Source organism: Sphaerotilus sp., from assembly GCF_041083715.1.
Taxonomy (GTDB): domain Bacteria; phylum Pseudomonadota; class Gammaproteobacteria; order Burkholderiales; family Burkholderiaceae_C; genus Sphaerotilus.
The window spans coordinates 1-13677 of the sequence record NZ_JBFPGY010000029.1; the positions used below are offsets into that span (position 1 = coordinate 1).

Annotated in this window: 12 protein-coding genes; 8 read left to right on the top strand and 4 right to left on the bottom strand. The window is 68.1% G+C overall.

Translation table 11 applies throughout. The features are described from left to right. On the top strand, positions 1 to 342 hold a 342-nt coding region (locus AB3X43_RS01415; protein ID WP_369428109.1), incomplete at its 5' end, for a tripartite tricarboxylate transporter substrate-binding protein. Between the two features lie 33 nt (positions 343 to 375). Here AB3X43_RS01415 and AB3X43_RS01420 read toward each other — a convergent pair. Beyond that, positions 376 to 1017 carry a CAP domain-containing protein gene (locus AB3X43_RS01420; protein WP_369428110.1) on the bottom strand — a complete coding sequence of 214 codons (642 nt, stop codon included), beginning with the start codon at positions 1015 to 1017 and terminating at the stop codon, positions 376 to 378. A gap of 587 nt (positions 1018 to 1604) precedes the next feature. On the opposite strand from AB3X43_RS01420, the gene AB3X43_RS01425 reads away from it, so the two are divergent. Further along, complete coding sequence (locus AB3X43_RS01425) at positions 1605 to 2726, top strand: acyltransferase family protein (protein ID WP_369428111.1); 1122 nt, start codon at positions 1605 to 1607, stop codon at positions 2724 to 2726. Between the two features lie 45 nt (positions 2727 to 2771). Here AB3X43_RS01425 and AB3X43_RS01430 read toward each other — a convergent pair whose 3' ends face one another. Next, entirely contained in the window at positions 2772 to 3494 is a 723-nt protein-coding gene (locus AB3X43_RS01430; protein ID WP_369428112.1) for a TetR/AcrR family transcriptional regulator, read from the bottom strand. A 195-nt stretch (positions 3495 to 3689) separates the two neighbouring features. Between AB3X43_RS01430 and AB3X43_RS01435 the strand changes: the two genes are divergently transcribed. From AB3X43_RS01435 to AB3X43_RS01460, 6 genes are all read left to right on the top strand, one after another. Further along, the gene (locus tag AB3X43_RS01435) at positions 3690 to 5375 is read left to right on the top strand and encodes an AMP-binding protein (protein ID WP_369428113.1); all 1686 of its coding nucleotides are present in this window, start codon (positions 3690 to 3692) and stop codon (positions 5373 to 5375) included. A 32-nt stretch (positions 5376 to 5407) separates the two neighbouring features. Further along, positions 5408 to 6580: an isovaleryl-CoA dehydrogenase gene (locus AB3X43_RS01440; RefSeq protein WP_369428114.1), complete on the top strand. Its 1173-nt coding sequence runs from the start codon at positions 5408 to 5410 to the stop codon at positions 6578 to 6580. Positions 6581 to 6603: 23 nt separating this feature from the next. Continuing rightward, complete coding sequence (locus AB3X43_RS01445) at positions 6604 to 8211, top strand: carboxyl transferase domain-containing protein (RefSeq protein WP_369428115.1); 1608 nt, start codon at positions 6604 to 6606, stop codon at positions 8209 to 8211. 10 nt (positions 8212 to 8221) lie between these two features. Next, on the top strand, positions 8222 to 9040 hold the full coding sequence (locus tag AB3X43_RS01450) for an enoyl-CoA hydratase/isomerase family protein (protein ID WP_369428116.1): 819 nt from the start codon (positions 8222 to 8224) through the stop codon (positions 9038 to 9040). A gap of 159 nt (positions 9041 to 9199) precedes the next feature. Beyond that, positions 9200 to 11188: an acetyl-CoA carboxylase biotin carboxylase subunit gene (locus tag AB3X43_RS01455; RefSeq protein ID WP_369428117.1), complete on the top strand. Its 1989-nt coding sequence runs from the start codon at positions 9200 to 9202 to the stop codon at positions 11186 to 11188. Then, positions 11185 to 12108 (top strand): hydroxymethylglutaryl-CoA lyase, encoded by a 924-nt coding sequence (locus tag AB3X43_RS01460; protein WP_369428118.1) that lies wholly within the window; start codon positions 11185 to 11187, stop codon positions 12106 to 12108. Before AB3X43_RS01455 ends, AB3X43_RS01460 begins: the two co-directional genes overlap by 4 nt. Positions 12109 to 12119: 11 nt before the next feature. Here the strand turns inward: AB3X43_RS01460 and AB3X43_RS01465 are convergent, their stop codons facing one another. Both AB3X43_RS01465 and AB3X43_RS01470 read right to left on the bottom strand, forming a co-directional pair. Further along, entirely contained in the window at positions 12120 to 12833 is a 714-nt protein-coding gene (locus AB3X43_RS01465) for a septal ring lytic transglycosylase RlpA family protein (RefSeq protein WP_369428119.1), read from the bottom strand. Positions 12834 to 12968: 135 nt separating this feature from the next. Next, positions 12969 to 13529: a DUF1415 domain-containing protein gene (locus AB3X43_RS01470; RefSeq protein WP_369428120.1), complete on the bottom strand. Its 561-nt coding sequence runs from the start codon at positions 13527 to 13529 to the stop codon at positions 12969 to 12971. Between the last annotated feature and the right edge of the window lie 148 nt (positions 13530 to 13677).

Genomic DNA, 13677 nt, shown 5'->3' on the forward strand with positions numbered 1-13677 from the left:
CCGTTTGTCGATTCGGGGCGGCTGCGGCTGCTGGTGACGTTTGGCGAGCAGCGCACGAAGCGCTGGCCGACGGTGCCCACGCTCAAGGAACTCGGCCTGGGCATTGTCGCCACGTCGCCGTACGGGCTGGTCGGGCCGCGGGGGATGTCGCCTGCGGTGGTCGGGGTGCTGCACGATGCCTTCAAGGCCGCGATGAACGACCCGGCGCACATCGCCGAGCTGGCGAAATACGACCAGGAGCTGACGTATCTCAATGCCGAGGACTACGGCCGCAGCCTCAAGGAGAGTTTCGCCGCAGAGAAGCGGGCGGTGGAGCGGTTGGGGTTGAACAAGGGCGGGTGACCCTTGGCCTCGCAGGCACAACGCCGTGTCGCCTCAGCGCGGCTTCACCAGATCCATCACCCAGTAGTTCGAGCGGTTGGCCGTGTTGTAGACGCAGGCCACGGCGAATTCTTCCATCGCGGGGTTCATCAGGTTGGCGCAGTGGCCGTCACTGCCCATCCACGCATCGACGACCCGTGCGACGGTGGGCTGGCCGGCGGCGATGTTCTCGGCGACGCTGGCCCAGGGGTAGCCGATCGCGTTGATCCGGTCGCTGATGGTGCTGCCGCTGCTGCCGGTGTGCGAGAAGAAGTTGTTGGTCACCATGTCGTTGGCGTGCGCAGCCGCAACCCGGAGCAGGGTGTCGTTCCAGCGCAGGCTGCCGGCTGCAGCGAAGTTGCCGCGGCTGCCGCAGGACTGCGCACTGGCGCGCCGCCGGTTGACCTCGGCGACCACGGAGGCCTGGAAGGCGGTGAGGCTGCAGGTGGTGGTGGCCGTCAGCGTGCTGACGGCCGATGTGGCACTGCTGGTGGGCGTGGCGGTACCGGATGCGAGGACTGTGCTGGGTGTCAACGGGACCGGTTCCTCGTCGCTGCCGCCATTGCAGGCGCTCAGCAGCCCGATCAGCGCGGTGGCGCCGATCCAGCGGGTGAAGTTACAAACACGGTGGGTGGAGTGGCTGTTCTTGTGGGTCATGTCAGGTGGCCTCTTTGCTTGAATTCATTCTGGGAGGTGGTCCCGCCTGGTGTCGATTGGTACGACACGGACCCGGGGGGATCGTGGCTTCCACACGCTTCAAACCGCGCCATCTTCACGGGGACCTGTTCCATCGGCCCGTGTTCGAGGGGGACTCGAAGCTGGTAATCCCCACGGGCCTCCAGCAGACTTCAAAGCCTGAACTGAAATAAGTCGCAAGCAGTTGTCTGCATCGCGTTCGGTTCTGCTACAGGAGTCAGTGCATGTCCGTCTTTTCGTCACCAGCCTCAGAACGTTCGATGACCCCCGTCCGGTCGATCGGCGTCAACGCCTGGTTGATCACCTGCACCGCCGAGCGCACGGATACGCGAGCCCGCCATGGTCGGGCGCGCTGGAGCCTGTCAGCGGGCCTGCGCCGCAGGCTTTCCAGGACCAGGCCACTCCGCAAGCTGGCCTGAATCGCGCCTGCGATGCATCTGAAGTGCGCCTGAAGTGAAGATTTCTGCATAACTTCCGCGCAAGCGTCGGCGGCTAGGATGCCGGCGATGCAGTTTTCAAATCGGAACCCCCAAAGACCATCGCTGCCGATGGTCGATCTAGGCAAGGCCGTCGCCTCCCAGCTCATCGTCTGGCACCACCTGGCCCTGTACGGCCCGATGTCTGACGTCGTCGGTGGTCTGACGGGCGGACTGATGGTGTGGTTGGTCAGCCATGCACGGCTCGCGGTGCAGGTGTTTCTCGTGATGGGCGGCTTTCTGGCCGCCCGCGGACTTCTGCCGACACCGCATGCTCCAGCGCCTGCCGGCCACGGCATGCTGTTGCGGACCCAGTGGCGCCGCCTGCAGCGGCTGATGCCGCCGTACTTCGTGGCGTTGCTGGCATCGGTGTGGTGCGCACTGTGCGCCCGCACCCTGATCGACTACTCCACCATCCCGGATGCACCAACCGCCTGGCAGTTCATCGCCAACGCGCTGATGCTGCAGGACGTGCTGGAGGAAAACGCCTTGTCGGCCGGTGTCTGGTATGTCGCCATCGATGCGCAGCTGTACGCCGTGCTGGCGCTGCTGTGCGCGCTGCGTGTCGGGTGGGTTGGGGCCGCTGCCGAACGCGGGCGCATCACGGCGCTGACCATGGTGCTGCTGACCGGTGCGTCACTGCTCTGGTTCAACCGCGAACGGCAACTGGATGCCTGGGCACCGTACTTCATCGGCTCCTACGGTCTGGGCGTGATGGCGCAATGGGCCCGGACGGCCAGACAACGGGCGCTCTGGACCGGGGTGATCGTGGTGCTCACGGCACTGGCGCTGCTGGTGGAGTGGCGCAGCCGGGTGGCGCTGGCGGGGTGTGTGGCGCTGGTGCTGGCGCTGGACATCGGTCGTGGCTGGCGTTGGCTGAACGAAGGCCCGGTCCGGGCGCTGGTGGCTTTCCTGTCCCGCATCTCCTACACGGTGTTCCTGATGCATTACCCGGTGATCCTGGTGGTGGGGGCTGCGTTCTACCGTCTGTGGCCGACCTCGCCGGGCATGAACCTGCTGGGATTGCTCGTGGCCTGGGGCACCAGCCTGGCGGCGGGCTGGTGGCTGCAGATGGCGTTGACTCCGCCGGCATCGACCCCGGCGACCGAGCGACCGACCGATCGGGTGGCCAACCAAGTCCGTCACCCGGCATCGGCCTTGCGGGCCTCGATCTCGAACGGATTGTCCCGGTAGCCCCAGGCCCTGCCGCCGCGCACCGGCCGTGTGGGCATCGACGGTTCAAATGCTGGAGCCAGTGCGCTCCAGCGCGTCGGTCACCTCGGCACGCATCCGGCGCAGCGCGGCCAGCTCCTCGCCTGGCGCCTGCATGGCCGACCAGAGCAGCGCGACCAGATCGGTCGACACCGCGTCGATGTCGGTCGCCTTGTCCTGCGCGACCACTTCCCACAGGATGTGTTCCATCGGTCCGAGCACCACCGAGCGCAGCAGGCGCAGCGGCACATCGCGCCGCAACTCGCCGGACGCCTGCCCGCGGGCGAGCAGGTCCATCAGCAGTGCGGTGTAGCGGCGCTGCAGCGGCAGGAAGCTCTCGCCCAGTTCCTGGCCCTTCGAGCGCCCCTCCGACAGCACCAGCGCGCACAGCCCCGTGCCCTGCACCAGGAACAGCCGCAGGTGTGTCTGCACGAGGCAGTGGAGCTGCGTCCGGATCGGCTGTTCGCGTGGAAGCCCCGCCTCCATCGTCGCGATGATCTCGTCGTACCAGTCGCTGATCACGCGCACGCACAGTTCGCGCTTGCCGCGGAAGTAGGTGAAGACGGTCGCCTCGCTGATGCCCAGGCGCTGGGCGATCTCGGTGGTGGTCGCGCGCTCGTAGCCTTTCTCCGCGAACACCTCGCGGCCCACGCGCAGCAAGTCGCGGATGCGCTGCTCGGACTTGGCGCTGGCCGGGCTGCGGCGCCGGGATCTGCGGGGGTCATCGAGATCGGGGAGATCGTGCGTCATGGCGTGATCTTAGTGGGTTTGTCGATGGCGGCGCATGAATTGAGTTTTACTCAATAACTTGCGCATCACTCAGGGATGTCCTATGCTTTATTTTGCAGGGCTGCCCCGGAGTTCTGGTTTGCAGCCATTCAGGGTTTCCACGAATGAAGCCAATATTGAGGAATGCTCAATATAGACACGGACCTGGAGTGAGACATGACTGAAGCACAGCCGGGCGTCGTGCCCGTGAACGGACGGAGCCATGTGTGCGGCCCGGTCGTGGCACCGTTGTCGGAGAAGACGATCCCGCAATGGCTGGCCGACACGGTGGCCCGCTTCGGCGAGCGCGAGGCGGTGGTGTTCCGCGAACAGGGCGTGCGCTGGACATGGCGGCAATTCTCGGCGGAAGTCGATCGGCTGGCGGCGGGACTGCACGCGCTGGGCCTGCGCCGTGGCGATCGTGTGGGCATCTGGTCGCCGAACCGGGTCGAGTGGCTGGTCACGCAGTTCGCCACGGCGCGCCTGGGCGTGGTGCTCGTCAACATCAACCCGGCGTACCGGCTGGCGGAGCTGGAGTACGCGCTGCAGTTGTCCGGCTGCCGGGCGGTGGTTGCGGCGGAGCGGCTGCGCGCGGCGGATTACCTGGCGATGCTGCAGACGGTGGCGCCGAAGCTGCCCGCGCTCGAATTCATCATCCGCATGGGCGACGGCGAGACGGCGGGGATGCTGCGCTATGCCGACGTGCTGGCCGCGGCGGAGTCGGTCGATGTCGCCGCGCTGGACGCGATCGAGGCCACGCTCGGCTGCCTGGATGCGATCAACATCCAGTTCACCAGCGGCACCACCGGCCACCCCAAGGGTGCGACGCTGACGCACCACAACGTCGTCAACAACGCCATCGCAGTCGCGGCGGCGATGCGCTTGACCGAGGCGGACAAGCTCTGCATCCCCGTGCCGCTGTACCACTGCTTCGGCATGGTGCTGGCGGTGCTGGCCTGCGTGGCGAGCGGGGCGGCGATGGTGTTTCCGGGCGAGGTGTTCGACGCGGGCGCGACGCTGGCCGCCGTGTCCGAGGACGCTTGCACCGCACTGCACGGCGTGCCGACGATGTTCATCGCCGAGCTGGACCACCCCGATTTCGCCAGCTTTGACCTCAGCCGCCTGCGCACCGGGATCATGGCCGGCTCGCCGTGCCCCATCGAGACGATGAAGAAGGTCATCGCGCAGATGCACCTCTCCGAGGTCACCATCGCCTATGGCATGACCGAGACCAGCCCGGTGTCGTTCCAGAGCAGTGCCGACGACCCGCTCGACCGCCGCGTGACGACCGTCGGCCGCGTGCAGCCGCACGTTGAGGCCAAGGTGGTCGATGCCGAGTTCAACACTGTCCCGGTCGGCACGCCCGGCGAGCTGTGGACCCGCGGCTACCTCGTGATGCAGGGCTACTGGGGCGACGAGGCCAAGACCCGCGAGGCCATTGTCGACGGCGGCTGGATGCGCACCGGCGACCTGGCGACCATCGACGCCGAGGGCTACTGCAACATCGTCGGCCGCGTGAAGGACATGCTGATCCGCGGCGGCGAGAACGTCTATCCCCGCGAGGTCGAGGAGTTCCTGTTCCGCCACCCGAAGGTGCAGTCGGTGCAGGTCTTCGGCGTGCCCGATGCGAAGTACGGCGAGGAGGTCTGCGCCTGGATCGTGCTGCGGCCGGGCGAGACCTGCACCGCCGAGGAGATCCAGCTTTTCTGCCGCGACCAGATCGCCCACTACAAGGTGCCGCGCCACATCCGCTTCGTGGACGCCGCCGAGATGCCCATGACCATCACCGGCAAGGTGCAGAAGTTCGTCATGCGCCGCGCCATGACCGAAGCCCTGCAGCGCGCCGAACACAAGACCGCCTGAGCCAGACCGTCCCGCCTGAAAAGGAAACCACCATGTTCGAATCCACCTTCCAGTTCCCCCTCGGCGACGACGTGGCCGCCCTGCGCGACGCCGTGCGCGACTTCGCGCAGCACGAGATCGCCCCGCGTGCCGCCGACATCGACCGCGACAACCTGTTCCCGCACAGCTTGTGGAAGAGGCTCGGCGACCTCGGCGTCCACGGCCTGACCGTCTCCGAGGCATACGGCGGCATGCACATGGGCTACGTCGCCCACATGGTCGCGATGGAGGAGATCAGCCGCGCCAGCGCCTCGGTCGGCCTGAGCTACGGCGCGCACTCCAACCTGTGCGTCAACCAGATCCACCGCAACGGCACCGAAGCCCAGAAGCAGAAGTACTTGCCCAAGCTCATCAGCGGCGACCATATCGGCGCGCTGGCGATGAGCGAACCGGGCGCGGGCTCGGACGTGGTGAGCATGAAGCTCAAGGCCGAGAAACGCGGTGACCGCTACGTCCTCAACGGTTCGAAGATGTGGATCACCAATGGGGGCGACGCCGACACGCTGGTCGTCTACGCCAAGACCGAGCCGGAGATGGGCGCCCGGGGCATGACGGCCTTCATCGTCGAGAAGGGCATGGCCGGCTTCACGCACGGCCACCACCTCGACAAGCTCGGCATGCGCGGCTCGAACACCTGGCCGCTGTTCTTCGACCACTGCGAGGTGCCGGAGGAAAACGTGCTCGGCGGCGAGGGCAACGGCGCCAAGGTGCTGATGTCGGGCCTCGATTTCGAGCGCATCGTGCTGTCGGGCGGGCCGCTGGGGATCATGGCGGCGTGCCTGGACGTGGTGGTGCCGTTTGTCCACGAACGCAAGCAGTTCGGCCAGTCGATCGGCGAGTTCCAGCTCATGCAGGGCAAGCTGGCGGACATGTATTCGACCTTCCAGGCGTGCCGTGCCTACGGTTACGCGGTGGCCGGCGCCTGCGACCGCGGCGACCACAGCCGCACGCTGCGCAAGGACGCGGCTGGCGTGATCCTCTACACCGCCGAGAAGGCGACGTGGATGGCGGGCGAGGCGATCCAGGCGCTCGGCGGCGTCGGCTACACGAACGAATACCCCACCGGCCGCCTCTGGCGCGACGCCAAGCTCTACGAGATCGGCGCGGGCACGAGCGAGATCCGCCGGATGCTGATCGGCCGCGAGCTGTTCAACGAGACCTGCTGAGCCGAAAGCCGAGCGACCACGCCATGCAAGCCCTTCAAAGCAAGATCAACCCGCGCTCGGACGAGTTCCGCGCCAACGCGGCCCACATGAAGACCCTCGTCGAAGACCTGCGTGCGCAGGCGGCGAAGGTCGCGCTCGGCGGCGGTGAATCGGCCCGCGCCAAGCACACCGCCCGCGGCAAGCTGCTGCCCCGCGAGCGCGTGAACCAGTTGCTCGACCCGGGAACGCCCTTCCTCGAAGTCGGCCAGCTCGCCGCGTTCGGCCTGTACGACAACGACGCACCAGCGGCCGGCGTGATCACCGGCGTGGGCCGCGTGCAGGGGGTCGAATGCATGATCGTCGCCAACGACGCCACGGTGAAGGGCGGCACCTACTACCCGATGACGGTCAAGAAGCACCTGCGCGCGCAGGAGATCGCGATGCAGAACCACCTGCCGTGCATCTACCTCGTCGACTCGGGCGGCGCCTTCCTGCCGAAACAGGACGAGGTGTTCCCCGACCGCGACCACTTCGGCCGCATCTTCTTCAACCAGGCCACGATGTCGGCGATGGGCATCGCGCAGATCGCCGTGGTCATGGGCTCCTGCACGGCGGGCGGCGCCTACGTGCCGGCGATGAGCGACGAGACGATCATCGTCAAGAACCAGGGCACGATCTTCCTCGGCGGCCCGCCGCTGGTGAAGGCGGCGACCGGCGAAGTCGTCAGCGCGGAAGACCTGGGCGGCGGCGACGTGCACACCCGCGTCTCCGGCGTCGCCGACCACCTGGCCGAGAACGACAGCCACGCGCTGTTCATCTGCCGCCGCATCGTCGCGAACCTGAACCGCCGCAAGCCGTCGCAGCTCGTGCTCGCCCCGAGCGAGGCGCCGCTGTACGACCCGGAGGAGATCTACGGCATCGTCTCCGCCGACCCGCGCAAGCCCTACGACGTGCGCGAAATCATCGCCCGCGTCGTGGACGGCTCGCGCTTCGACGAGTTCAAGGCCCGCTACGGCACGACGCTGATCACCGGCTTCGCGCAGCTTTACGGCATGCCGATCGGGATCATCGCCAACAACGGCATCCTGTTCGGCGAGTCGGCGCAGAAGGGCGCGCACTTCATCGAACTCTGCGCCCAGCGCGGCATCCCGCTGGTCTTCCTGCAGAACATCACCGGCTTCATGGTCGGCCGCAAGGTCGAGAGCGCCGGCATCGCCAAGGATGGCGCCAAGATGGTCACGGCGGTTGCGACGGCCCAGGTGCCCAAGCTCACGGTGCTGATCGGCGGCTCGTTCGGCGCGGGCAACTACGGCATGTGCGGCCGGGCGTATTCGCCGCGTTTCCTGTGGATGTGGCCGAACGCGCGCATCAGCGTGATGGGCGGTGAGCAGGCCGCCAGCGTGCTCGCCACCGTCAAGCGCGACGGCATCGAGGCCAAGGGCGGCGCGTGGTCTGCGGACGACGAAGTGGCGTTCAAGGCGCCGATCCGCCAGCAGTACGAGGACCAGGGCCACCCGTACTACGCGACGGCCCGCCTGTGGGACGACGGCGTGGTCGATCCGGCGCAGACGCGGCGCACGCTCGGGCTGTCGCTGTCGGCGTCGCTGAACGCGCCGATCCAGCCGACGAAGTTCGGCGTGTTCCGCATGTGAAGGGGACACCATGACCGATGCACTTCCCACCTTGCAAACTCTGCGCCTCGAACACCGGGGCGAACCTGGCCGCGCCATCGCCTGGGTGTGGATGGCCAAACCTGCCGTTCACAACGCCTTCGACGAGACGCTGATCGCCGAGTTGACCGCCACGCTGCTGGCGCTGGACGCCGACCCTGCCGTGGGCGTGATCGTGCTGGCGGGCGAGGGCAAGAGCTTCTCGGCGGGTGCCGACCTGGCGTGGATGCAGCGCCAGGGCGCGGCGTCCGTCGAAGACAACCTCGCCGACGCCCGCCGCCTCGCCGAGCTGTTCCGCACGCTGTCCACCCTCGCCAAGCCGACGATCGCCCGCGTGCATGGTGCCGCGCTTGGCGGTGGCATGGGGCTGGCCGCCGCCTGCGACATTTGCGTGGCGAGCGACCGGGCGGTGTTCGCGACCTCCGAGGTCAAGTTCGGCATCATCCCGTCCGCCATCAGCCCCTACGTGATCCGCGCGATCGGCGAGCGGCAGGCGTACCGCTACTTCCAGACGGCCGAGCGTATCACCGCAGCGCGCGCACGCGAGATCGGCCTGGTCCACGAGGTCACCGACAGCGAAGGTGGGCTTGATCCGCAGGTCGAGGCGATCGTCGAGGCGTTGCTCGCCGGCGGCCCGAACGCGCAGGCGGCGGCGACCGACCTGATCCGCGCGGTGGCGAACAAACCCGTGACCGACGATGTGGTGGGCGACACCGCTCGCCGCATCGCCACGCTGCGGGCGACCGACGAGGCCAAGGAGGGCCTCACAGCCTTTCTGGATAAACGCCCGCCCCGCTGGATGACCACCTGACGAAGCACAAGGAAAGCCCTCCCCCAGCGGGGGGAGGGTTGGGAGGGGGGCTTCCGCAGCAAGACCGGCTACCCGACGCGAGCCCCCCTCCCAGCCTCCCCCCGCTGGGGGGAGGAGCAAGACAGCACGACCACATTCCATGGATCACGAGGATTGCCAATGTTCACCAAGATCCTGATCGCCAACCGCGGCGAGATCGCCTGCCGCGTCATCAAGACGGCGCGGCGCATGGGCATCGCGACCGTCGCGGTGTACTCCGAAGCCGATGCCAATGCGCGCCATGTCCGGCTCGCCGACGAGGCGGTGCTGATCGGCCCGGCTGCCGCCCGCGAGAGCTACCTGCGCGCCGACAAGATTCTCGAAGTCGCCCGCGCCACGGGCGCGCAGGCGGTCCATCCCGGCTACGGCTTCCTGTCCGAGAACGACGCCTTCGCCGACGCCTGTGCCGAGGCCGGCATCGTCTTCATCGGCCCGCCCGCATCGGCGATCCGGGCGATGGGCAGCAAGTCCGCGGCCAAGGCGCTGATGGACAAGGCCGGCGTGCCGCTGACGCCGGGCTACCACGGCGACCGCCAGGAACCCGCTTTCCTTGCCGAACAAGCCGGTCGCATCGGCTACCCGGTGTTGATCAAGGCCAGCGCGGGCGGCGGCGGCAAGGGCATGCGCCGCGTCGATCGCGCCGAGGATTTCGAGTCCGCGCTCGCGTCGTGCCAGCGCGAGGCGATCAACGCCTTCGGCGATCAGCATGTGCTGGTCGAGAAGTACGTGCTCCGGCCACGGCACATCGAGATCCAGGTTTTCGGCGACACGCAGGGGGACTGCGTCTACCTGTTCGAGCGTGATTGCTCGGTGCAGCGCCGCCACCAGAAGGTGCTGGAGGAAGCACCCGCCCCCGGCATGACGCCCGAGCGCCGCGCCGCGATGGGCCAGGCGGCGGTGGAGGCGGCCAAGGCGGTCGGCTACGTCGGCGCCGGCACGGTCGAGTTCATCGCCCACCAGGACGGCAGCTTCTACTTCATGGAGATGAACACCCGGCTCCAGGTCGAGCACCCCGTCACCGAGATGATCACCGGGCTGGATCTGGTCGAGTGGCAACTGCGCGTCGCGTCCGGCGAGCCGCTGCCGCTGCGCCAGGAACAGCTCACGCTCGAAGGCCACGCGCTGGAGGCCCGGATCTACGCCGAAGACCCGGACCGCGGGTTCCTGCCGTCCACCGGGCGCCTCGTCCATCTGGTGCCGCCGGCCGAGAGCGACCATGTGCGCGTCGATACCGGCGTCGAGCAGGGCGACGAGATCTCGCCGCACTACGACCCGATGATCGCCAAGCTGATCGTCTGGGACCGCGACCGGCCGCGGGCGCTGGCGCGGATGCGGGCGGCGCTGGCGCAGTACCGCGTGGTCGGCGTGTCGAACAACGTCGAGTTCCTGCAGCGGCTGGTGACGGCGCCCGCGTTTGCCCATGCCGATCTGGACACCGCGCTGATCGAACGCGAGAACGCCGTGCTCTTCCCCGCGCCGCAGCCGGTGCCACAGGCGGTCTGGGCGCTGGCGGCGCTGGCCGAACTGCAGCGCGAGGGGCAGGGCGTGCGCGACGACTCGCCGTGGTCGGTGCTCGACGGCTGGCGGCTGAACTCGACCGCGCAGCGCACGCTGACGCTGCGCTTTGGCGACGAGGTGCAGGCGGTCGGTGTGTCCTACGTCAGCGGCGGCCAGGGCCATGCGTTGACGATCGGCGGCCAGTCGCTGACCGTGCGTGGCCAGTTCGGCCCGAGCGGCACGGTCCACGCGCAGCTTGGCGAGCGCCGGGTCAGCGCGGCGGTCGTCACCAGCGGCGAGCGGCGGCAGGTGTTCTTCGAGGGCCGCTCGTGGCCGATCACCGTCGTGGGCGCGCTCAGTGCGGGCGGCGGCGGCGATGACCACGCGGGCGGGCTGAAAGCGCCGATGCCCGGCAAGGTGATCGCGCTGATCGCCGCGGCCGGCAGCGTGGTCGAGAAGGGCGCGCCGCTGCTGGTGCTCGAAGCCATGAAGATGGAGCACACCATCAGCGCGCCCGCCAAGGGGCTGGTGAAGGCGTTCCACTTCGCGGCCGGCGATCAGGTCACGGATGGCGTGGACCTGGTGGATTTCGAAGTCGAGGTGCAGCCATGAACGCCGCCAACGCCATGAACCACGTCCGCATCGTCGAAGTCGGCCCGCGTGACGGTCTGCAGAACGAGAAGCAGCGCATCTCCACCGAGACCAAGCTGGCGCTGATCCGCAAGCTCGCCGCCGCCGGGCTGAAGGACATCGAGGCAACGTCGTTCGTCTCGCCGAAGTGGGTGCCGCAGATGGCCGACCACGCCGAGGTCATGGCCGGGCTGCCGTCAGGCGCAGAGTTTCCCGGCGTGAACTACCCGGTGCTGACGCCGAACCTCAAAGGCTTCGAGGCGGCGGTGGCGGCGGGTGCCAAGGAGGTGGCGGTGTTCGCGGCGGCTTCCGAGGCGTTTTCGCGGAAGAACATCAACTGCTCGATCGCCGAATCCATTGCCCGCTTCGAGCCGATCCTGGCGGCGGCGCAGGCGGCGGGTGTGCGTGTGCGGGGCTACATCTCGTGTGTGGTCGGCTGTCCTTACGAGGGTGCCATCGCGCCGCAGGCCGTCGCCGAGGTTGCGTGGCGGCTTCGGGATCTCGGTTGCCACGAGGTGTCGCTCGGGGACACGATCGGCATCGGCAACCCAGCCAGCGTGGCGCGGATGCTCGAAGCGGTGGCGGCGCGGGTGCCGATGGCGCAACTCGCCGGCCACTACCACGACACCTACGGCCTGGGCACCGCGAACGTCCACGCCAGCTACCAGATGGGCGTGCGGGTGTTCGACAGTTCGGTGGCCGGGCTGGGCGGCTGCCCGTATGCCAGGGGCGCGACCGGCAACGTTGCCACCGAGGACATCGTCTGGCTGCTGCACGGACTGGGCGCAACCACGGGCGTCGATCTGGATGCGCTGGTCGATTGTGGCGCCTGGATCAGCGCGAAGCTGGGGCGGGAGTCGGGTTCGCGGGTGGCGCGCGCGCTGCTGGCGCGGCGCGGCTGACGCCTGGTGCGTCAGCGGATCCGGGGCACGCTGTCCTGCTTGTTGCCGGAGTTCGGCAGCACGTGCAGCGTCGCTTCGGCGATGCCGGAGCGGATCATGTTCAGCTTTTCGGCGGCGGCGCGTGACAGATCCGCCACACGGCCGCCCGAGTACGGGCCACGGTCGTTCACGGTGACGACCACGCTGCGCTGGTTGGCGGTGTTGGTGATCATCACCTTGGTGCCGATCGGCAACGTGCGGTGGGCCATCGTCAGGTCGTCGGCGTCGTAAGGCGAGCCGCTGGCCGTGGGGCGACCGCGGAACTTGTCGGCATAGAACGACACGCGACCGGTCTGGAACAGGGTGGCCGCTGCGGTGGCGGCGCTGACGGCGGTGCTGGTGGCGACATTGGCCACGCTGAACATGGCCGCAGTGGCTGCGGTGGCGGCACCCATGGCCGCATTGGTCGCCGTGCTGGCCGCGGTCACCGCCACGGTGGTCGCCACACTGGCGGCGGTGCTGGCGGCAGAGGTGGCCACGTTGGTCATGCGCTCGATCGGGCGTTCCACCATCCGCTCGAACTTCGAGGACGCAGACGCAGCCGGATCAGACGATTCGGCCGCAGCAGCCCGGGAAGCCTCACTGACGGTCTGCTCTTCTGCGGCCCGACTGGCGGGTGCAACTGCGGCCAGCGCAGCGGCGAGACTGAGGCAGGTCAGGGTGGTCTTCGCGGTGCGTGCAATCAATGTTGATCTCCGTCCGAGGGTGATTGGGAGCGCAGTCTAACGGCATCTGCAAGCAGCGCGAAACAGGGATAAGCGCGGGTACCAGCTGATTTGTTCAATTGCAGCGCGCACTTGCCGCTGTCGAAGGGCGCGCGTTCAGCGTGTGAAGAGCCGCTTCCAGCCGGCTGGTCCGAGTGCTTTCAGCGTTTCGATGTTGCGTTCGTAGATGTCGCCCGCATCCGGGAAGGCGGCCACCGCGGCGTCGATGCTGTCCTCGCGCAGCAGGTGCAGCGTGGGGTAGGGCGCGCGGTTGCTGAAGTTCTCGATGTCGTCGATGTGGGTCTCGTCGAACTGGTAGTCGGGGTGGAAACTGGCGACCTGCAGGATGCCGTCGAGCTGCAGTTCCTCCACCGCGGCGTCGGCCACGTCGAGGAAATCGTTGTAGTCCATGAAGTCGCCGAGCACCTGCGGGTGGATCAGCAGCGTGGTCTCGACCTTCTCGGGTGAGGCCTCGGCCAGCGTTTCCAGCTCCTTCACCAGGTCCTCCAGCAGGGCTTCCGGCGTGGTCGCCGCGCTGACCACATAGCGGATCTGCGCTTTCACATGCACCGCCTTGGCGAAGGGGCACAGGTTCAGGCCGATGACCGCCTTCTCCAGCCACTCGACGGTGTCGGCGATGACCTGGGTGTCGTCCGGGGTGGGGGTGTTCTGGCTCATTCGGGGATCTCCACGCCGCGTTCGCGCAGCAGGTCTTTCAGGGCGGGCAGCAGCGGCCCGAGGCGTTCTTCCAGCGTGTCGCGCACCGTGTCGACCAGGACCTGCGTCTGCCGCTCGATCTCGATGTTGAGCGCGTCGCCCACCCGCT

What these genes read in the sequence shown, in the direction of transcription:
- AB3X43_RS01420 (WP_369428110.1), bottom strand. Translation starts at nt 1,017, where the DNA reads ATGACCCACAAGAACAGCCACTCCACCCACCGTGTTTGTAACTTCACC.
- AB3X43_RS01425 (WP_369428111.1), top strand. Translation starts at nt 1,605, where the DNA reads ATGGTCGATCTAGGCAAGGCCGTCGCCTCCCAGCTCATCGTCTGGCAC.
- AB3X43_RS01430 (WP_369428112.1), bottom strand. Translation starts at nt 3,494, where the DNA reads ATGACGCACGATCTCCCCGATCTCGATGACCCCCGCAGATCCCGGCGC.
- AB3X43_RS01435 (WP_369428113.1), top strand. Translation starts at nt 3,690, where the DNA reads ATGACTGAAGCACAGCCGGGCGTCGTGCCCGTGAACGGACGGAGCCAT.
- AB3X43_RS01440 (WP_369428114.1), top strand. Translation starts at nt 5,408, where the DNA reads ATGTTCGAATCCACCTTCCAGTTCCCCCTCGGCGACGACGTGGCCGCC.
- AB3X43_RS01445 (WP_369428115.1), top strand. Translation starts at nt 6,604, where the DNA reads ATGCAAGCCCTTCAAAGCAAGATCAACCCGCGCTCGGACGAGTTCCGC.
- AB3X43_RS01450 (WP_369428116.1), top strand. Translation starts at nt 8,222, where the DNA reads ATGACCGATGCACTTCCCACCTTGCAAACTCTGCGCCTCGAACACCGG.
- AB3X43_RS01455 (WP_369428117.1), top strand. Translation starts at nt 9,200, where the DNA reads ATGTTCACCAAGATCCTGATCGCCAACCGCGGCGAGATCGCCTGCCGC.
- AB3X43_RS01460 (WP_369428118.1), top strand. Translation starts at nt 11,185, where the DNA reads ATGAACGCCGCCAACGCCATGAACCACGTCCGCATCGTCGAAGTCGGC.
- AB3X43_RS01470 (WP_369428120.1), bottom strand. Translation starts at nt 13,529, where the DNA reads ATGAGCCAGAACACCCCCACCCCGGACGACACCCAGGTCATCGCCGAC.